Source organism: Lentimicrobium sp. L6 (genome assembly GCF_013166655.1).
GTDB lineage: Bacteria > Bacteroidota > Bacteroidia > Bacteroidales > UBA12170 > UBA12170.
Genome location: NZ_JABKCA010000054.1, coordinates 1 through 22,203 on the forward strand (window position 1 = coordinate 1; position 22,203 = coordinate 22,203).

The following is a 22,203-nucleotide window of genomic DNA, read 5'->3' on the forward strand; positions in this document are numbered from 1 at the left end:
ATATTACGATTAACAACTGAATTTCAGATAGTTAAAAACCGAACTCAGGTTATTAATTCAAGAAAAGTTGGGATAGCTTTGCTAAATCCATATCTAATAGCTTATTAATTAAAATTTTCCGGTAAACTTGTAAGGTCCATATAGTCAGTGTTATAGAAATCGTGTACAGTTAATGTAGGGGTAAATAATACATTATTATGCATTTTTGTAGGGGCAATGTTTTTGACCTTGTGCATTTGAGAACCTAAGTTTGTGTTCTAAAATAAAAACAATGTCAAATAAGAAACCTGAGGAGAAAAAGAAAGATGAAAAGTTGGATGATAACTTAGATGAGATCAGACAATTTCTAAAGAAGAAGAAGATCCAAAACGATGTATTAAAGAAATTAATGGAGAAACCCGAATTCGGTTTATCAGAAACAAAAAAACAATAGACGATGAGAAAATTTACACTTTTAATTTTAATCGGTTTTATTATTCATTTGGGCGCATTTGCTCAAAACTCAAATAAGAATGTACAAGAGACTGTATTTGAGGAAGACTTTAATGGATGGACAGATATCGAAGCTGAAGGTTGGTTTATATACAATGAAGTTTCTTGGAATTATATTTATCCTGAAGCGGATGCGATTACTTATTTTAAGCAAGACCCGGCTGACTATATGATGCTCATTACTCCTGAAATAGATTTAACCACAGCTAGCAGCTTAACTTTTAATCATAAGAAGATATCCAGTGTTGAAGGAATGAAAATAGAGGTTGGAACCATGACGGATCCAAATGATCCCTCCACGTTTACACTTTTAAATATTGTTGATATTAATTCAGGGGAATGGACCACAGAAGGCACATTAACTGCTTTAGGTGGGGTAGAAGGTATGATGCATATCGCTTTTAATGCTCCAGCTTCTTGTCCTGCATATACCATGATAGGAATTGATGATCTGCTTATTATAGCTGATGATGTTCAGTCTGATTGGCCATCTTATATAACAAACTTGGATATTACCGCAGGTGCTGAAGGAGCTGATTTTGCTATGGTATCTTGGACCAACCCGAGTGAACAAGCCGATGGAGATCCACTAACAGAATTAGATTCAATATCTATTTTTATGAATGATGTTTGGGCTTATTCAATCCTCAATCCTGTGATTGGTGCTGAGGAATCGGTTCAAATTGATATCCCAGAACCTGGTTTGTATGTTTACACTTTGACAGCTTATAATAGTGAAGGAGCCAGTGTGTCTATTTTTAATGATCCTCCAGTCTGGATAGGCATAGATACTCCTGGAAGTCCTGAAAATGTAGTGTTGACAGTGACAGACAATACGATTACTAATTTGAGCTGGACCCCTCCTACAATAGGAGCTCATGGGGGCTATTTTGATAATGTTATTGGTTCTTATAAAATTACCCGTGTTGATGGTTGGGAACATACAGTTACAGGAAGTGAGTTATCATTTACTGAAGAAGTAGATATGCCCGGTACTTATAGTTATTTTGTGGAAGGGATTAATTCTGCTGGAGAGGGTTTGCAAACAGAATCTAATGCTGGAGCCTATTATTTCGATGGTTATTTATTGGCAGAGGATTTTTGGGTTTCGAATCCTGCTTTAGATTGGGTATTGGAAGGTGAAGGTACAGATTTATGGTATCATTGGCCTACAGATTATGCTGGTGGGGATTATTGGGAATCAATATTCCATCCAAGTGCCACAGATCCATTTAATGGTATTGCTAGAGCCGTTTCACCTGTGTTAAATAGTGAAGGAGAAGTTTCTTTGACATTAAAATTTAAGCATTATCATAATTGGGCCGCGGGGTCTTATACGTTTAAAGTTCAAACCTCAGTTAATGGAACCGAATGGATAGATGCATGGTCCACAGAAGTTACTGGCTCAGTACCAGGTGAAACTAAGCTTATTGTTATTGATAATGAACATGTGGGATCTTCCACTTTTCAATTCTCTTATGTTTTTGAAGGTAATTCAGCCAATTTGGAGTTCTTAACCTTCGATGAAGTCAGACTTTACTCTTCTAGTAATGTTGATGTAGTAGCAACAGATTTAGTAATTCCTGCTATTATTCAACCTGCAGATGTAGTTTCTCCATCTGCATTTATCGAGAACTGGGGATATCAAGATACCGATTTTACGGCTGTTCTTACCTTTTATCAAGGAGATGAGACTGCCTATGTTTCTGAAATTAATTCTAATATTGCTGGAGGTTCTGATCAACAATTAGATTTTGAGAATTGGACGGCGGAGGAAGGAAGTTATTTAGCAGAATTTGTGGTGACAGCAGTAGGGGATGACGATCCTGATAATAATATCATAAGCGAATCTTTCAATGTAGTATATCTTAATGCCGAAAGAACTCTTGTGGTTTGTGAGGAAGCCACAGGAACTTGGTGTGGATATTGTCCTGGTGCAGCCATGGGTTTAGATGAATTGGTGGAGAATGCATGGCCAGTAGCAGTAGTTGCATACCATAGTGGTGATGATTACGAAACACCACAAGGAAGTGAAAGGCTAGATTATTATGAGGTTGGTGGGTATCCTACAGTTGTATTTGATGGTGTAGTACAATCAGTAGGAGGAAGTGCCACTGAGAGTATGTATGATAACTATCTACCCATAGTTCAGGATAGATTGTCTATACCCGCTGCGGTATCAGTAGAGATTGAAGATATTATATTTTCAGGGGATGCTTTAATTGCTAATATCTCTATGGAATCAGGCTCTCCATTGGAAGGTGATCAGATAGCATTAATAGCTGTCTTAGCTGAGTCACATATTCCAGAGAGTTGGCAAGGTTTTGATGAGTTAGATTTCGTGGAAAGAAGCATTTATAATGGTGCCATGGGGGTGCAACTGGACTTGTCAGATCAAATGGAAGAACAACAAATCAATATTGAATTGGATCCTAGCTGGGTGATGGATAATAGTGAACTGGTGGTATTTGTGCAAAATCTGGAGAGCAGAGAAATTTATAATGGTAATAAAATAGATCTGATGGCTGTTTCTATAAATGAAGTGAGCAAATGGGTCGCTATATATCCCAATCCTGCTTCTGATTTTATCAGTATCAGCAATTGTGGTGATGCGGATATCAACATTTATAACCTACAAGGACAACAAGTATTAAGTCAAAGAATAAATGGTGATTTCGATAGAATAAATGTTTCAGGTTTAGATTTTGGAATGTATACCATAGAATTTATACTAGAGGGAGAGAAGTTCACAAAAAAGATCATGATCAATAATTAGGAATTTTTTATAGTTGATGATAAGAGCCTCATAGCTTCAGCTATGGGGTTTTTATTTTTATAGCGTGAGTATGACGGATTAATAAAACCAACGTAAAGGCTTAATTAAATAGCCTAGGTAATTATCAAACTGAGGATGGTAGCCATGTTTAAAGCCTTCTTTGTACAGGTTAAATAGGTTTTCAGGGTAAGTGTAGTAGCTATACTTTTTAAGCTTCCAAGTAAAATTATTTACAAAAAAAAGAATAAAGAATGAGAAGGCAATAGACCAAACTAAGTATTCGGGTAATAAAAGCTGGACAAGTGTGGGTGGGATCAGGAAAATGGCGAAGTCGGCCAGAGAGGAAAGGTTGAATAAGTATAAGTTTCTTGGCTTCACTCTAAATATCAGGTGAATAATTTGTGAGGAAATCATGCTAATGCTAAAAGCTATTACTGAAGCCCAGAACAAATGTAAATCTACTTTCATCAGAATCAGAAGGAATACAGCAACTTTAAGCACTGAGGTAGAAATATGGATGATAGTAGACAAAAGTCCTCTAGGAATAAATATTTCTTCTTCTATCAGGTCGAAATTAGCTACTGATAGACCAATAATTCCTCTATAGGATTTAACATGAGGAGCATCGGTATAATAGCCATGATAAATAACCTCGTTTAATGCTTTTGAAGGCGGATGAAAATAGCAGGTTCCCAATTTAGCCTTTTCGGAGGAGTCCATATTTAATAGTATCGGAGAATATTTTATTGCGTCAAAGTAAAGCGCAAGCTCAGCCCACCACTAGTAGTGGAATTAGGATACTGATTGGCTACATGAGGCTTATTCATAATCCTATCGAAGTATAATCTTACCGTAAACTTCTGACTTACCATATAGTCGGCCGAGAAGTTCAGAGAAGTGATTCTTTGTCCGGAACTAATCTGGTCAATATCTTGATCTAGCCTCCTGAGGATGGTCATATTATCACGAACAGAGAAGTCAATTTTTAAGTTCAAGTCAGAATTAAGCTGCTTTTTACTTCCTTTACTTCCAAGGGTTTTAATGGCAAATTTCACATTCTTAATTCTATATCCTAGTCCAATAATGTATTCATTGCTCGTAACCTCTGTCAACTGATTACCTACAAAACTCAATGATAGATTCCTCGATTTCTTAAATTCTAAATTGGTTAATAAGCTATTATTCCAGGTCATATCCAGCTTAATCAATGGACTAAACTGCTCAGAGATACTCAATAAGGTCATGTCGTACTGATTTATGAAATCACCATTGGTATTTAAGGCGCTTGGATGACCAATATCGTTCACGTCGTCGTAATTTACATTACTAACATATGAACCAATACTATAAGCTGATCTATAACTATGAGTAACGGTTACGTTTTTGAATAGTTTTCTCAATGCTGGAATCTTACTTAATCCCTTATAGGTCACTCTCCAGTTAGGGAATGGGATTTTAGGGAAATAATTCATAGGAATAGCATCGGGAGAGCGGTTGGTATATGCAGCTACAAAAGCACCATGAAGCACATCCTGTGAAGAAGCACTATATCCTGAAGGGAATCCCGTAGAATCGATGGTTCCTCCATTATAATATGGGTTTTCGCCAGCTAATCTTTTGGCCATTTGAAGGCGATATTCCTTCATTTTAGAATAAGATTTAGTGCTATTATCATCGGCTACTTTATCAAAAGAAGTACCAATGGTTAAGAAAGACATACTAAAGCTTCCTCTTTCCATTGGAGTATATTCTTGGAATATCTCAAAGTCACTATCGTATTTATAATAACTCTGTCTGGTATAGCTATAAGTTCTGGTAGCCGTTAATTCTATCCTCAAATCTCTAATAGGTTCAAAGGTAGCTCGAGCATTTAAATTCGTACTGTATTTATCGAAGTTCAGGGTGTTTAAACTGCTGTCTTGAGATAGCCAATAGATGTGATCGGAATACTTGGTAATGTCGTTCTCCCAACCGAATACATATCCTATGCCTGGTGCCATTTGTGACCAATTATTACCTATGGCTCCTGGCTCTGGATAGAAGCCTGGCATAAGATTACCTTTACTTTGCGACCAAGTTACAGAAGCATCTTTCCACATCATAAGGAATTTTAATGAGTTGTCAGCAATGACTTTAAATACTTCAGATTTCTTCTTGGTGGTATCCTGAGCTTGCTCATTGCCTCCTCTTCCTGTAGCACCCCGTCTGGCTGAGCTTTGTTTCTTATTCCTTCCTCTACTTTTTTGGTTTAACTTTTTCAGGTATGGGACTTTGTTATAAAGCTTCTCCATTCTGATATTACCATTTAAGGAGAGGGTGTTAGAATTCTCAATAGTATTTCCTAGCCTCACTTGAAGACTTTGTGGACTTGCAGTCCAATGATAATCCCCTTGATATCGGGCATTTGCCGTTATCCAATCGAAAATAGGAATCTTATTGATTGGAATAGAGTAATTCAAGGATATAGATTGGTCAAATTGATTCATTCTTCCTCCACTTACGATACTCGACCAGACACTATCTCGATAGAAGTCCATATAATTGGCGTCTCCACGGTCAATTCTACCAGCGGGCTCATCTATACTAGCTTTGGCTTGGGCAGAGTATTCCAATTTTAAACCTCTGGTCAAGTCAAATTTTAGATTGTAATTTCTATTCCAATCAAAGCGTTTGGTCCATGTCCAGCGCATGGGTACATCGCCTTTACTCTTATTCCTCATTCGCTTGTCAGCATATTCTCTGTTCACATCCATACGGAAAGAGAAGAGCTTGGGTATGTAGTAGAAATTGAAATCACGAATAATTTTTAGAGATTTTCCTCTAAAGATTTTCATCTTTTTAAAAGGCTCTACAGGTTTTGGATTAAGAGCTAGATTATATCCTAAACCTCCTCTGTATGTTTTCTGAAGATGGTATTCCACATCAATACTTCTATGGAATATCTCAGAGTAACTATAACTAACATCAAAGTTCTCAATGTCCCATGGTTTCTGTTTGGTCATTCTCTGACCTGTTCTGTCTTTTCTTACATTGATGAAGTTGATATTCTTACGAATAGTCACGTCTTGAGACAGTGCTTTTACAGAATCTTTTTGTGTTTTGCTGGCATATGAATCTAGATCTTTATCAAACTTGATATCAGGATCTAGGGGATTGTATTCTGGAGTTAAACGAGATTCAGAATAATCAAAGTGCATAGGTACTTTTACTCCCCATTCTTCTGGGAAAAGTTTACCAAGAGATAGGTTAGTGGCGATATCAAAATTGGTAATGTCTTCTTGTTGGCGATCATTAATTTTACTTTCTAATCCACCAAATCCAGCAGTACTGTGGGTTCCTGAAACTATCACATTACCAAAGTCAGCTAAGTCAACCTTAGCTCTTGCAGTGGCCGCCCAAGCCGATTTATTATCGAAATCAGTTACTCGTAATTCATTTACCCAAACTTCAGCACACTTTGGTAGTCCATCATCTTCAGTATCATTTACCCCTTGTTTTTTAGGGTTTCTAATACCAATCATAATGGCTCTAACATCGCTAAGGCTTGGTGCACCTAAGACGGTAATAATATTGTTTCCATCCATTTCTGAATAGGGTAATATCAGGCTGATATTCTCCGCATCGGCTCTTTCTGCTATATTTCTGTTTAATTTGGTATCGACTAGTTTTTCCAGCTCAATATCAAGGCTATTAGCATCAGGCCAAATGGCATTTGGATCAGAAGTTCCCCAATCTGTTAAGTTTAATGGAACTTCATATTCATAGTAGTTATCAGTGAAGTCAGAACCCATTCTAAGGAATAAGGTTAATTCACCATCCTCTAAATTATCATCTATATTGGATCGTTCAGCATGTACAAACATCTTTAAGCGTTTATATCTTCTGAAGTCGAAGTCCGTGGTTTTGAAAACGGCTCGTGCATCTCCATCTACCAATCCGCAAGTGAGAATTTGCATGGATTGCTCATTCTGTCTCTGTAAATTTGTAGTTCCAATATTTACTTCTCTATCAATACCCGGAGGTAATACATAAGGGATAGGTGTTCTTTGTCCGTTCTCTTCAATATTGATAGCAGCTGTTTCAAAAACAGTACCGCTCTGCTGGTCATTCGGGATATATTCGCCAGGGGAGAGCAGACTATACTCATATTTTCTCCAATCGCTTCTTACCAATTCTAAAGTAGCAAAACGTAATATAGTTTGCTCTTTAAATCCTTTCATGAACATCCTCATAAAACGGATGGAATTGAAATCACTGATTTGGCCAACCACCTTATTGGGTCTTTTAATCGGAATTTTAAACTGATACCATTTGGTGGTGATCTCATCACCATTTTCGTATTTCACATTATCTGCAACACGCATATCGGTGATGTATCCTCGTCCCACTTCCATGTCATCAGGATTTAAACTGATTTCGTATTGGAAATATCTTTCAGATTCACTTAAGGTATTGTCTCTATTGATGTCTTCTACGTCAGGTCGTGTAGTTCCAGTAGTAGAATAATTTTCGTTGGAGAATTCTGAAGCAGGGGAGTTGCCATCAGGTCCATTATACTTTTTGTATCTTTCGAGGATGCTCTCATATGTCACATCGTTATCATAATCCGAGCCTCTAAAATAGTGGAAGTTATCACCAGATGGGTCGGCATTAGCATTGGCATAGGCCGCAGATGCAGCACCATATTTATTAGCAATTATATCTAAATATTGTGTTTCGAAGAATCCTCGCTCATCGTCATCTCTTAAACCGTCGAATCCGACATCTTGAAAAGGTCTGGCTTCAGGTCTGTTATCAAAGGCATCAACTAAAGATTGTAAAGATGGAACCAAGCCCCAAATGGTAGTGTCCACGTCTACTTTTATTTCATCAACAGGTAAACCATTTTCAAATCCTTTTCTGCTGTCTCTTAAAACATCTTCCGAAACATCTCCAAGGTTAATGTATAATTCTCCACCAGTACTATTTGGATTGTTAGCAAATGGATCCATAATCCAAAATTCGAGATATTCAACATTGGTAGACTCAAAATCTGAGGTTTCAATTTCGCGCATGATACCTCCCCATCTGCTTTCAGGATCTAATAGGTTTCCAAACTCATCTATACCAGCAGTACCTCCAGCAACGGGTTCTACATCGTAGTTATATGGTCCTTTTGCAGTAGGATAATAGGCCAAGTTAAATACCGGAATGTTGGTTGGATATCCATTGGGGGTTTCCTTATTGGGGAAAACCTCTTTTTCTAATACTTGTCTAACTTCGTCTTTTGATAGCTCATCGGCAGTGATGTTTGGTGGACGCAGATTTCCTTGATCGTAGAATAATGGGTCGATGATATACCAAGCTAGTTTTGCTCTGTTTTTACCGTAATTCAGTCCAGTATTAAGTGCTGCTTCAGGGAACTGATCTATTTGGCCTTGAGGAGTACTGGCTAATACCCATCGGGAAACCATTTTTAAATCTATAGTAGATTTTGTTCCTTCAAAATCATCAATATATGATGTACCACTGTTTCCTATGGCACGGCTATGACCAGGTAAAAAGTGAGCAAATTCTCCGTTTAAGGTTACTAATGAACGGGCATCGGTTTCAATTAATGGTAATTTATCCACCATTTTTGTAATCCACCGCGATTCTTTTTGGTAACTCATATCTAGTCCCCAAATGGTATTATTAATAGGGTCGTCACCAATATTGGTTTTTTGAGTGATTGGCTTTTCACTTAGGTTTAAAATAGTACCACCTAAATGTAAATTGGGGTTCATTTCATAATCGAAATGGGCTCCCATCATTCTCTTTTGTTGAATGGCAAAAGCAGAATTGCTTTCCATAGAGATATTAATAGGTGTTCCTGAATTCAGAATACCTTCATTAATAATTCTTACTCTACCCAAAGTATAATCTACGGTATAATCTACATTTTCTGTTAAAGGAATTCCACCTGCTGTCACGCGTACTGAACCTGCAGGAACATTAAGTGCATTTAATGAAATTTCTGACCCAGAGGAAGATTTATAATATCCTTCTAATAGATATTTATTTTTTGCAGGATATTGTTGGGCTTCACTTTTGGTTAAACTATATAAACTATCGTAGCAATATAGATCTGCCAAGGCATCATCATTCAATTTGGTTCTTAAATAGTCTCCGAATGGTTCGAGCATGGTAAAGAATATCCGCCCATTAGAAGCCTGAATTGTTCCTCCATTAGTAGCAGCATTATTGATGAAGTCAAAAACTCCATCAGGATAAGGGTTGCTTTGTTGGTCCAAATTATCAAAATTCATCACCTCAATCAAAGGCACTCCTTTAATATCTTCTCCTCCTTGTGGTAAATATCCTTTTGAAACACCATCCTCGCCACCTGTGTAGAGGATGTTCATAATGAAGTCTTCACTATTAACTTGGTAAGCTCCAATATTATAAATGTTCTTCATCATTAAATCCCAAAGTGGGATGGAGGTATTAACAGAGGTGCTCTTTAAAAGTTTTACAATAAGCGTATTTGGAGCAATAATTCCCTCATCGGAGAATTCTCCCACTTGATATACCTTTTGTTCTGGGTCCCCAATAATCGTATATTGGTAGGCGATAGCTAAAACTTGGTCGGGGTTTAGTCTGGTATTTAAGGAGATAAAACCTAATTTGGTATTTACCGAGTATTCTGAGGTTTTTAATTTACGAGCCAATTCTACTTTCTCATAATCAATACCCGATGTCATTCCTTTTCCTTGTAAGTGGTTAGTGACACTGCTGATATTTCTGACCACATTGGTGTCAACAAAAGTTCTTAAGGTATTGGAGTTGTCATCAGGATAAGAGTTGCCAGCTACAGGATACAAATCTTGGAAATAAGGGTTATATTCCCCTAAATCTTGAAAGGCTACAATGTTTCTATTGTCAGTAGTTGGCGAACCAATGTTTGTCACCCAAACTTCAGTTTTGGTAATATTGATATTAGAATTAACAATAGGCAATTCTTTTAAAGAAGGCTCATAGTTTTCCTTGAAATATTCAGCCAATAAGAAGTGTTTGTTCTCTTCATACTGGTCAACTCTAAGCTCGAACTCATTGGTTTGTGCTCCTCCTTGTACTGTTAGAGATGAAGACTCACTCTTTTGTTGCGAAAAGACAGAAGTTACGGTTAATTTCCCAAATTGTAATTTGGTTTTAATACCAAAGAGACTTTGGCTACCTTGAATTAATGTAGAGGTTAAAGGAAGAGTTACATCCCCTGCTTCAATTAATTTGATGATTTCATCTTCGTCGCCTTCGTATTTTAATTTCAGCTTGTTTTCGAAATCGAAAGTGGCTTCGGTATTATAGTTGACTTTAAACTCAATTTTATCTCCAATTTTTGCCAATACATTCAACTGGATTTTCTGTTGAAAGTCAAAGTTGGTTACACTTTGCTGTCGAACGTTTAGAGCAGGGTCTTCTCGTTTGTTATTAACCACGCCAAACATTAATTCTGCCGAACCCTGAGGACGAATGTCGATGGTGTTTCCACCAAATATTCTGTCAAAAACTTTACCCCCAATATGAATAGATGGAATGATACCTCCATTGGCTCCTGCATTATTGGCATTAGAACGTTCTGCCCAGTAATTTTCTAGAGACTGTTCTTCTTCAAACTGTCTGTACTCCTGCATGTCCATCCTTTGGGGTGGGCGATAATCCAGTTCACCCATTTTATTGGTTACCACATATTGGTTGGTTTTAGGATCGAAAACTACATTTTGTTGTATGTTTTTGGGGTCTTGAAGGAAAAGATTAGAGCGTTGGGTTCCTCCGGTGTAAAACAAGTTATCATCTCCTTGAAAAGGAAATTTTAAATCAACCTTTTTTGTAGTATCGGTAGTGGTACTATCTGGTGGATTTAAAAATAAGGTAGACCCGATGGGTGCAGCCCATATTTTTTGGATTAAAAAATTGGGGATGAGCAACATCAGAGTAAACAATAGTAAAAGCAGTACCCTTGTAAAAAACCTCATTAAATATTATATCTTTTGCTAAATGGTATTGCTACCTTTAGTTCATCATTAACACTTTATTTTCTATAAAACCTTAAGGCTCGCCTTAATCAAATCTTCCACCTTATCAATCTCAGGATTTGAAGTAAAGACTTTCTTTAAACCTTTTTCAGCCATTTGCTTAGAGAAACCTAGGGCTATCAATGCAGATAACGCTTCTTCTTTAAAGGTATTGTGTTGGAATGGTAAATTATCGCCATCGGTTACCAATTTATCTAGTTTGTCTTTTAAATCGACAATGATTCTTTGTGCACCTTTCGCTCCAATTCCCTTTACGGCTTTTAATGCGGCCACGTTTCCGGTATCTATAGCTTCATAAACTTCATCAGAAGTCATCGAAGACAAAATCATTCTTCCTGTGCTCGGACCAACACCAGAAACGCTAATTAATTTCCTAAAAACTTCTCTTTCGTAAGTATCAAAAAAGCCAAATAAGGTTTGGGCATCCTCTCTAACTATAAAGTGAATAAAAAGCTTTACGCTTTCCTCTTTTCCTATACGGGAAAATGTGTTTAAAGAAATGTTTACGTAATATCCTACACCTGAGCAATCTATGACGGCATAGGCGGGATTCTTCTCAACTAATTTACCTTGTATATATTCGTACATCTTTTTAAAGCTGATTCAATCGCCAAAAGTACAAATATTCCTGAATTGAGTATGGAAGTATCAGATTTTGATGAAAATATCTTATGGTTCTAAATAGAGTTGTTGTTTGCGGCTGAAAATGAAAAAACCGACTCGGTATGAAAGTCGGCTTTTTATAGTAAATTGATGATCTTTATATTGTTTTATTTTCTCCTAGCTTCTTACTCTATTTCTTCTTGTGCTTCTTTTTTATTGGCCACCGGTAGTGCTGGCTCGACTTCCTTTTCAATGGATTCTTCTTCTACTTTAGCCTCCTCAAAATTCCCAGAATTTAATATCCAATAGGAATCTTTAGTTCTATGATTATAGAGGTTTCTTTGCCATTGGTAATCCATTTTAAAATGCCTTCTGATATTATTATCTATCATAATAGATTTCCCTTCAGGCACATATAGTTTTAATGTGATTTCTTGGCTTCTCCATTTAGAACTTTCGCCTAATTTGAAATACGGGTCCAGTAATAAACCTGTTGAATCAATAGTAAAATGATAGTAAGTATTTTCTATATTGATATTAGCCTGTTCTTCATTTTTCCCATTTGAGCTTTTGTATAGCTTCAGGGCGAAACTATTTTTATCATTTTCAATAATTTCTAATCTGGGTTCTCCATAAATTTCATCATCATGAAGGATGGGATGGTTATTATCTTGTGAAACCACAGTTTTGTTATCACTAGATAGTATATTTTGATAGTAAGAATTGGTATTTAATCTGATATTTAGTGTGTCGGATTGTACTTCTTCAAAATCGTATTTTGTGATTTTTATAGCATCTTTATGATAAGCTCTAATGGTAGTATAACTCATCCCTAAAGAAACAATGAGTGCCACAACCCAGGCCTGCCATGCTATGGTTCCAACCATTTTGTTTCTTTTTAAGTTAAATAGGAATCTAATTCCATGAAATACCATCATAATAATTGGAATGAGGACTAAAACTGTTAGTGCTGTTAGAGTGATGGAAGCATATTCATTAGCAATAATGAATTTGCTCATAAAAGCAGGGAAAGACATTCCTTGGATAAAGAAACCCTCGAATTCTAGTTCAGGAACTAGATTAAGATATAGAATTCCAAAACCAACTAATAATCCAGCACCATAAATGAATAGAATTAGTCCCAAAATGAATTTTAATATTCTGAGAATGATTCGTCCGAAGGCTTTAACAAAGGTTTCTATTTTTTGAAGTCCAATTTTGCGAGCCGGGCCTGTTTTATGATAGACTCCCATGGCTTCTTCTGAAAAATCAGAAAGACGATCTTTTAAATATTCTGTTTCTTCTTTTACTTTGCTTTCAATGTTTTTCACATTCACTTTTTTGCCTTCCATGCGGATGCGGTCACTTGTACTCGCAGCTTCAGGCATAAGTAGCCAAAGGCCTAAATAAATTAAAATGCCTATACCACCAGTGGTTACTAAAATCACAAAGATAATTCTGATAATAACAGGATCTAGATTGAAATATTTTCCTAAACCCGATGCAACTCCAGCTACATGTGCATTAATGGGATCGCGAAATAAATGTTTCTTGAATTTGTTGAAATGACTGTTTGGCTCAAAAGGCTCATCAGAACTATCTTCTTCCATTTCGTAGGGCTGTCCCATGATTTTCATGATATCATCCACGTCTTCCATGGTGATCACTGAAATCTGCTCTGGGGTTCTTTCCTTAAATAGCTCCGCGATTCTGGCTTCTATGTCGGCCACAATTTCATCGCCACCATCCTCTTTTTTAAAGTGAGCATTTAGTTTCTTAAAATACTGGGTTAATTTTTCGTAAGCGTTTTCATTAATATTAAAAACCCACCCGCTTATATTTATTGTTAATGTCTTTTCCATCTTGATATCGTTTAATGTTTTACAGATATGATTTTGTCGACTGCAGTGGTGAGTTCATCCCAACTGCTTTTCAGCATGATGAGCGAGGATTCGCCCAATTCAGTTAGCTGATAATATTTTCGTGGTGGGCCCGAGGTAGACTCTTCCCATCTATATTGGAGGAGTCCGTCGTTTTTTAAGCGAGTAAGTAATGGGTAGAGCGTTCCCTCTACCACAATCAGGTCAGAGCTTTTTAGTTTGTCAATAATGTCAGATGCATAGGCGTCTTTTTCGGCTATAATAGCAAGTGTGCATAGCTCTAAAACACCTTTTCGCATCTGTGCTTTTGTTTTCTCAATGTTCATTATACTTTTGTTTTCATGGGTAAAATTATAATACTATGCGATGCAAAGATAGTATAAAAACACAGTACTATGCAATACAAAGTACTAAAATATTTGGATATGACGCACTAGATGTTGTGTAAGGTATTGAAAAACAAAAATTAAAGGAGTAGTAAAAAGATTAAAAAATATTCTGTATGCTATCCATTAGCACTTTTTCATCCCCATTATGGAAGACCACATGGATAGGGATATAGAAAAGGGGACATGATTTTAGTACATCTTTATGTTCCGAAGTGGATAGTCTTTGAGCATCTTTTTCGGTTGTTACAATGAGTTTGTTTTTACTAAAAACATCGGTGTATGTTTTGTGAATGAGTTCAATATCTTTTTTAGTATAATTATGATGATCGGCAAAACTTAAAACAATGAGTTCGTTACAAAACCTTTTTAAGTAATCTTGAAGCGGGTAGGAGTTTGCAATTCCTTCAAATAATAGAATAGTAGATACTGTTGGCTCCTTCTTGAGTTTATTACCTTGATTAAAACTTATGAAACCATCATATTCTATTTTGGAGAATAGGAGTTTTTGATGGTCTTTAAGTTTGAGTTCATCTTCGAATCTTCTGCGGGTAATTGGTGATAAAACAACAGGGGTTTTAGTGATTACAATAATATCTGCTCTTTTTGCACCTCTTCTAAATTCTCTCAATTGACCGCTAGGAACTACATGGTCTATCTTATAAACATTATGAAAATCAGAGAGCATGATATTGAGATCGCGGTGGATAAATCTGTGCTGATAAGCATCATCCAAAATCAAAAGTTCTGTTTCCGGATGGGTTTGCAAAAGTTTTTTAGCTCCTCTGTTTCTATTCCCATCTACTGCCACTTTGATATTTTCAAATTTATGATAATATTGCAAAGGTTCGTCCCCTATGGTATTGGCATCTGATTCGGAATTGGCAATGACATAACCTTTTGTTTTTCTGCCATAGCCTCTTGAAAGTGTTGCTAATTGATATTTGTCATTAAGTTGAGAAATGAGAAACTCAACATGTGGAGTTTTTCCAGTTCCTCCCATACTTAAATTTCCAACCGAGATAATAGGAACCTGATGTTTTGTCACACGAAATACACCCCAATCGAAAAGTAAATTTCGAATGAAGGTGATTGTCCCATAAATTAGGGATAGTGGTAAAAGCAAGATTCTTAAGATAAACACATCACAAATTTAAGTTTAAGTATTACGGATCTCAAGTTTTTTATACGTGATTTTATAAGAAAAGTTCTTCTTATATTTTTTATAAAAATTAAGACATAAAAAAGATTCAAAACCATACCTTTGTGATGTTAAAGTCTTCGCGTTTTTTATAGATAAATATGATGAAATTAAACCAGTTACTTGGAGCTCTCAATAGGTGGGCCCCTTTTACATTGCAAGAATCCTATGATAATTCCGGCTTGTTAGTTGGAGATCCAAGCCAAGAAATTGAAAAGATCTTGATAAGTTTAGATATAACAGAAGAAATCATTGAGGAGGCTATTCAAGGAGATTTTGACTTAATTATTAGTCATCACCCTGTAATATTTAAGGGTTTAAAAAGTTTGACAGGTAAAACTCCAGAAGAACGAGTGGTGATGAAGGCTATTAAACACGATATTGCTATTATGGCGATTCATACCAATCTTGATAATGTTATGCATGGAGTAAATGCAAAGATTGCCGAAAAATTAGGGATTCAGAATTTCAAGATATTACTTTCTCAAAAAGGATCACTGAAAAAGCTAGCTGTGTATATTCCTAAGTTACATTTAGAAGAGGTAAGACAAGCTATTTTTCAAGCTGGAGCTGGCCATATTGGTAATTATGAGAATTGTAGTTTTGGTACAGAAGGAACAGGAACTTTCAAAGGAAATAAAAACAGTAATCCTTTTGTTGGAAAAGTAGGTCAGTTACATGATGAAGCAGAGGTGAAATTTGAAACCATTTTTCCGGCACATATACAAGGGGAAGTGATTTCGGCACTATTAAAAAGCCATCCATACGAAGAAGTAGCTTATGATATTTATCAATTAGAAAATAAAAATGATAGTATAGGTGCAGGGATTATTGGTGAATTACCAGAAGAAATGGAAGAGGGGGTATTTTTATCTTTATTAAAAGAAAAAATGGATGTTGGTTGTGTTAGGCATACTTCTTTAAGGCAAAAACCAATTAAGAAAGTGGCGCTATGTGGTGGTTCAGGGAGCTTTTTAATTGGTGCGGCAAAGGCTTCACATGCCGATATATATATCAGTGGGGACATTAAATATCATGAGTTTTTTGAAGCCAATGAGCAATTTATAATTGCTGATATTGGGCATTATGAAAGTGAACAATTTACTAAAGTTTTGATAGCTGATTTTCTTATTGAAAATTTTCCTAAATTTGCAGTCCAAATTTCGGAGCATCAGACAAATCCGATAAATTACTTTTAGCAATAGAATAAACATTATCATATGGCAAGGAAAAAAAAGGTAGTTGAAGTTGAAGAACCAGTTGTAATTCAACATACCAAAACTGAGGAAGAAATTAAGAATGAACAAAGACTTACCGCTTTGTATTCATTACAATTAATTGATTCGCAAGTTGACAAGATTAAAATTGTAAGAGGTGAACTTCCTTTAGAGGTTGAAGATTTAGAGGATGAGATAGCAGGTTTAGAAACTCGTGTTGATAAATTTGTTCAAGAAACTGAGGATTTAGAAAGACTAATCTCTGAGAAAAACGGTGCTATTGTAGATAGCCAAGCGCTAATCAAGAAGTATGAAGAACAGCAAATGAATGTTCGCAATAATCGTGAATATGATAGTTTGTCTAAAGAGATGGAATTTCAGAATCTTGAAATCCAATTGGCAGAGAAAAGAATTAAAGAGTTTACTGTTGAATTAGATTCGAAAAAAGCCAGTATTGAGCAGGCTTCTGCTAAGCTTACCGAACGTCGTACTGATTTAGAAGTAAAAAAATCAGAGCTTGACGATATTATTAAGGAAACTCGTGTTGAAGAAGAAGAACTAATGATTAAGTCAGAGAAGTTTGAAGAAATCATTGACCCCAGACTTTTAAAAGCTTATAAGAGAATTCGTGGAAATGCTCGTAATGGACTTTCTGTTGTTCCAATTGAAAGAGATTCTTGCGGTGGATGTTATAATAAAATCCCACCTCAACATCAAATGGAAATTAAAATGAGTAAAAAGATTATCGTTTGTGAGTATTGTGGACGTATCTTAATTGATTTTGATTTAGCTGAGTCTATACAATTATAATAGATTCATTTTAAAATATATAATGCTGTTGAACTTTGTTTTGACAGCATTTTTCTTGCCTAAGAAATTCTTATCGTTGCCGAAAACCATTTGCTTAACATATTTTTAGTAAATGACACTGTCAATTCTTGTATCTTTAGGCCATAAATTTTACACACAACATCCATGAAAAAATCTTTACTATTTGTTTTGACGGCATTGGCTATGTTCTCCTTTGCCCAGGTTCCGTATAACCAGAATATTGATCAAAAATGTAGTCACCAACATCATTTTGAACAAAGCTTTAAATCGACCAATGATGTTACTCATGTAGCAGATCTGTACGATATGCATTTTGTGCATCTGGATTTAAACGTAGAAAGTACCAGTACTGCTGTTGGAGGTTCTGCTCATATGCTTGCCAAAGTTTCATCTCCAAATTTAGACACTATTTATTTAGAATTAAACGAAGCCTTAACCATAGATTCTATGCGCTTTAATGGTGAGTTGGTTAGTCCAACTTTTGTAGATTCCGAAATATTTTTGGTGGTTGAAGAAATGGTAGAAGGTGATGATATTGATTTGATCACTTATTATCACGGAGATTCTTCTTCTGGAGGAGGTTTCTTCAGTGGTATTTCCTCAGAATATAATAATTCCTATGGTAAATATGTGACCTGGACTTTATCTGAACCTTTTTCTGCCCGTGACTGGTGGCCAGTACGTCAAAATCTTAATGATAAAATTGATTCAGTTTACCAAGACTATACTTGTTCAAGTTCGGAAATGGTAGGAACAAATGGCCTTTTGACCGAGGTAATAGAAAATGGAGGCTTGACAAAAACATATAAATGGAAAACAAACTATCCAATTTCGTATTATTTAATGTCATTTTCAGTTTCTGAATATCAAGAGTATAATGTGTATGCTAAACCTATTCAATTAGATGGTGATTCCGTGTTAATACAGAATTTTATTTATGATCATCCAAATTGTTTGCCCAATAATCAGAATAATATTAATAGATCATCCGAGATTATGGAGCTTTTATCTGAGCTTTATGGTTTGTATCCCTTCCATGAAGAAAAGTATGGAAATTGTTTAGCTGAAATAGGTGGAGGTATGGAGCATCAAACCATGACGACTATTGGAAGTTTTGAGTTTGGCTTGAATACTCATGAAATGGCACACCAATGGTATGGAGATAATATTACTTGTGCAACTTGGAGTGATATTTGGATTAATGAGGGATTCGCAAGTTATTCAGAGTATTTGGGAGACCAATATCTGAATAGTCAAGGAACTGCTAATTCCTGGATGAGCTCAGCACATAATAATATTATGCAACAGCCAAATGGAAGTGTTTATGTACCAGAAAACGAAGTGTATTATGGCAATGAATGGCGTATATTTGATGGTCGTTTAACCTATAAAAAAGGAGCGGCTATTATTCATTCTCTTCGCTATTTAATTGATGATGATGAACTTTTCTTTGGAGCACTTCAGGACTATACAGAACAATACACAGACCAAATAGCATCAGGAATCGATTTTAAAAATTCTGTATCTGAATTTACAGGAGTAGATTTAGATTCTTATTTTGAGCAGTGGTATTTTGGAGAAGGATATCCAACTTATAGTGTTGAATATTATTATAATGATGCAGGTATGCATTTAACAATAAGTCATACTGCCTCTGCTTCTTTTTCAACTCCATACTTTGATTTACCATTAGAAGTGAAATTAAATTTTGGAGCCGGACAAGATACTATTATAAAGATTCCTATCACCAGTAACCTTGTCTCTTATCAAACAGAAATTTCTCAGCCAGTCATTCAAGTTGTCGTAGATCCTGATAATTGGATTATCAATAAGGTAGGTTCTGTTACAGTAGGAACTTCGGAATTGCAAAATGAACTTGGTTTAGTTGTTGGTCCGAACCCTGTAAAAGATGAATTACAGATTTTATTTAATGAGGAGTCTAATCAGGTTAAAGAAATCAGTCTTTTAGATTTAAGCGGACGAGAGATTCAGCATATGAGTACTACAAGCAATTTGAGTATGGATGTAGCTGACTTGCCAGCAGGAACTTATTTAGTAAGTGTTAATGATGGTCAATCCATAGTAACACGAAAAGTGTTGAAGCGATAGTGTTTCAATTAAACACAAAAAATCCCGAATTCAATTGAATTCGGGATTTTTTTATGTCTTATTACGAGAACTTATTCTCTAATAATAGTTTGAGTTCGATCTGGTCCAACAGAAACGATAGTCACAGGTACTTCTGTTTCTTTCTCAACAAAAGCTATGTAGGTCATTAACTCTTCAGGGATATCTTCTATCTTCTCAACTTTGGTGATGTCTTGTTTCCAGCCTTTGTGAATAGAATATTCAGGCTTTAAATTGTCATCATTAATTTCGAATGGGAAGTAGTCTAATTCTTCTTCTCCATAGATGTATTTTTCTCCTACTTTGATATGGTCAAAATCATCCATCACATCAGCCTTTGTAATCACCAAATCAGTAACGCCATTCAGCATAATGGCATATTTAAGTGCAGGCAAGTCTAACCAGCCACAACGGCGAGCTCTACCAGTAGTACTTCCAAACTCATGACCATTATCTCTTAAGGCTTCTCCATCGGCATCGAAAAGTTCAGTAGGGAAGGGGCCGCTGCCCACTCTGGTACAATAAGCTTTAAAAACTCCATAAACTCGACCAATTTTTTGAGGCGCAATACCTAATCCAGAACAAACGCTGCTGGCAATAGTATTACTAGAAGTAACAAATGGATAAGAACCAAACTCCACATCTAGCATAGTACCTTGAGCGCCTTCTGCTAAAACTCGTTCACCATTCTTCAATGCCTTATTAATATAATGCTCCGAATCTATTAAATTCATAGCTTTAAGAGTCTCAGTCGTAGCCATCCACTTTTCTTCATATTCTGGGAAAGGCAACCCATCGATTAAAAACTCATTAGTATCAAATTTATAGCTTTCAACAATCGTTAAATGCTGTTCTCTCTTCTTGTTGTATTTTTCTTGGAAGTTACCACAAGTCAAATCACCAACTCTTAAACCAGTACGGCTAATTTTGTCGGTATAACAAGGGCCAATACCTTTTAAGGTAGAACCAATTTTTAATGCACCTTTCGATTTTTCATAAACAGCATCTAATAACCTATGAGAAGGAAGAATTAAATGAGCCTTTTTAGAAACAAAAAGGTTTTTCTCAGGTTTTACATTCGATAGTCTTAATTTTTGAATCTCTTTATCAAAAATATAAGGGTCTATAATGACCCCGTTTCCAATAATATTTTTGGTGGTTTCATGAAAGATTCCTGATGGAATAGTATGTAAAACGTGTTTTTCACCATTGAACTCTAAGGTGTGACCAGCATTTGGTCCGCCTTGAAATCGTGCAATGATATCATAGTCTGGTGTAAAAACATCAACAATTTTCCCTTTTCCTTCGTCTCCCCATTGAAGCCCTAATAATACATCAACCTTCATTTTAATATGCTGTTTTTATGATCAAAATATCTATAAATAAAGAAAGCAATTTCGTCCCCAGAATATTGCTTTTCTTGTTTTATTAACTTGACAAAGATACATTTAATTGCAGCGAACTATGCAAAAAAAATGCATGAAATAATAAATTTCTAAAAATACTTGACTAGATTGGATTATTGCTTATTTTTGCACTCGCAATATTTAGAATTTTAGTCTAAATAAGTTCATATTGTATTGGGGGATTAGCTCAGTTGGCTAGAGCGTTTGACTGGCAGTCAAAAGGTCAGCGGTTCGATTCCGCTATTCTCCACTTGTAAAATACAGATTGTCAAGGCTTTGCGAATTGCGAAGCCTTTTTTTATTTTCTGGAGTGCCCTTCTGGAGTGCCCTTTTTGAAAAAATTGAAACCAAATAACCGAAAGATTTATCTTCCCCCATAGAAACAATCTTTTGAAAATTCTAATATACCTTATTAAGGAAGTTGAGCCTCACTGATAAGTGGGGCTTTTATTTTTGTCAATATTGACTTCTTTAGATTTGATAAATCGTGTTCATAGGCCATCGGAATATGATACGAAGAATAGTGATAAATACGGAGTTTAAAGGATTCGAGTCAGCTCAAAGAAGTTAACAGGAATACAAATTATAAATATCATTAGAAAGAATCAGATTGAAAACTCAAAGTGGAAAAGCCAGTCACATTGATCACCCTGTGCCAATCTGATTGACCACCCCTCAGTTTCACCGAGAAAAGTTTTCATTACATTATCAATTAGTTATTCAAATTAATTTGTTTATTTGTTCCCTAGCTCCTATAGCAACTCAAATGCAGGATTAAGCAGGGTAGGTGAGTGTTCTTTTTTAGGGTGGTCAGTTTGCTCCGGCGAACATGGTCACTTTAGTCCGGCCTGGGGTGGTCAGTTTAAATCGGCCAAGGGTGGTCAACTTCAGCGTTTTTTCCACACTGATTTAATTTTGTCAATATTGACTTTTTTGAAATTTTTATCTGAACCATCGGAATATCAAGAGAAGAATAGCTATAAATACAGGATTTAAAGAATTCGAATCAGCCCAAAGAAACTAGCAGGAATAGAAACCGTAAATACCATAAGAAAGAATCAGATAGAAAATCCCAAGGCTACTACTTTCAAAACATTTTACTCTTTAGCCGTATAATATTTAATTATATTTGATTTTTAGAATTCGTTTGAATTAATGCGACAGATTCATAGTATTTAATTATATTTCATTTTTAATTTGACGTAGGATTAATGCTACAGAACCAGGCAT

The 22,203-nt window shown here is 35.8% G+C and carries 12 protein-coding genes and 1 tRNA gene; 6 read left to right on the forward strand and 7 right to left on the reverse strand.

Features of this window, described 5'->3' with window-relative positions; genetic code table 11:
- Nucleotides 1-271 precede the first annotated feature (271 nt).
- Nucleotides 272-433 (forward strand): hypothetical protein, encoded by a 162-nt coding sequence (locus tag HNS38_RS13720; RefSeq protein WP_172346613.1) that lies wholly within the window; start codon nucleotides 272-274, stop codon nucleotides 431-433.
- A gap of 3 nt (nucleotides 434-436) precedes the next feature.
- Nucleotides 437-3,268: a T9SS-dependent choice-of-anchor J family protein gene (locus HNS38_RS13725; RefSeq protein ID WP_172346614.1), complete on the forward strand. Its 2,832-nt coding sequence runs from the start codon at nucleotides 437-439 to the stop codon at nucleotides 3,266-3,268.
- A 78-nt stretch (nucleotides 3,269-3,346) separates the two neighbouring features.
- Here HNS38_RS13725 and HNS38_RS13730 read toward each other — a convergent pair whose 3' ends face one another.
- From HNS38_RS13730 to lpxK, 6 genes are all read right to left on the reverse strand, one after another.
- Entirely contained in the window at nucleotides 3,347-3,988 is a 642-nt protein-coding gene (locus HNS38_RS13730; RefSeq protein WP_172277758.1) for a hypothetical protein, read from the reverse strand.
- A gap of 23 nt (nucleotides 3,989-4,011) precedes the next feature.
- Nucleotides 4,012-11,262 carry a cell surface protein SprA gene (gene sprA / locus HNS38_RS13735; protein WP_172346615.1) on the reverse strand — a complete coding sequence of 2,417 codons (7,251 nt, stop codon included), beginning with the start codon at nucleotides 11,260-11,262 and terminating at the stop codon, nucleotides 4,012-4,014.
- Between the two features lie 63 nt (nucleotides 11,263-11,325).
- Entirely contained in the window at nucleotides 11,326-11,910 is a 585-nt protein-coding gene (gene ruvA, locus HNS38_RS13740; RefSeq protein ID WP_172277762.1) for a Holliday junction branch migration protein RuvA, read from the reverse strand.
- Between the two features lie 200 nt (nucleotides 11,911-12,110).
- Entirely contained in the window at nucleotides 12,111-13,787 is a 1,677-nt protein-coding gene (locus HNS38_RS13745; protein ID WP_172277764.1) for a PspC domain-containing protein, read from the reverse strand.
- An 11-nt stretch (nucleotides 13,788-13,798) separates the two neighbouring features.
- A complete protein-coding gene (locus tag HNS38_RS13750; protein ID WP_172277766.1) occupies nucleotides 13,799-14,131 on the reverse strand; it encodes a PadR family transcriptional regulator in 333 nt (110 codons plus the stop codon).
- 160 nt (nucleotides 14,132-14,291) lie between these two features.
- On the reverse strand, nucleotides 14,292-15,335 hold the full coding sequence (lpxK, locus tag HNS38_RS13755; protein ID WP_172277768.1) for a tetraacyldisaccharide 4'-kinase: 1,044 nt from the start codon (nucleotides 15,333-15,335) through the stop codon (nucleotides 14,292-14,294).
- 158 nt (nucleotides 15,336-15,493) lie between these two features.
- Between lpxK and HNS38_RS13760 the strand changes: the two genes are divergently transcribed.
- The 3 genes from HNS38_RS13760 to HNS38_RS13770 all read left to right on the forward strand — a co-directional run bounded on the left by HNS38_RS13760 (nucleotide 15,494) and on the right by HNS38_RS13770 (nucleotide 19,549).
- Entirely contained in the window at nucleotides 15,494-16,591 is a 1,098-nt protein-coding gene (locus HNS38_RS13760; protein ID WP_253916228.1) for a Nif3-like dinuclear metal center hexameric protein, read from the forward strand.
- A 21-nt stretch (nucleotides 16,592-16,612) separates the two neighbouring features.
- Complete coding sequence (locus tag HNS38_RS13765) at nucleotides 16,613-17,419, forward strand: zinc ribbon domain-containing protein (RefSeq protein WP_172277770.1); 807 nt, start codon at nucleotides 16,613-16,615, stop codon at nucleotides 17,417-17,419.
- 165 nt (nucleotides 17,420-17,584) lie between these two features.
- A complete protein-coding gene (locus HNS38_RS13770) occupies nucleotides 17,585-19,549 on the forward strand; it encodes a M1 family aminopeptidase (protein WP_172277772.1) in 1,965 nt (654 codons plus the stop codon).
- A 71-nt stretch (nucleotides 19,550-19,620) separates the two neighbouring features.
- On the opposite strand, the gene HNS38_RS13775 is transcribed toward HNS38_RS13770, so the two are convergent.
- The gene (locus tag HNS38_RS13775) at nucleotides 19,621-20,913 is read right to left on the reverse strand and encodes an adenylosuccinate synthase (RefSeq protein ID WP_172277774.1); all 1,293 of its coding nucleotides are present in this window, start codon (nucleotides 20,911-20,913) and stop codon (nucleotides 19,621-19,623) included.
- Between the two features lie 236 nt (nucleotides 20,914-21,149).
- On the opposite strand from HNS38_RS13775, the gene HNS38_RS13780 reads away from it, so the two are divergent.
- A tRNA-Ala gene (locus tag HNS38_RS13780) sits at nucleotides 21,150-21,223 on the forward strand.
- Nucleotides 21,224-22,203: the final 980 nt, after the last annotated feature.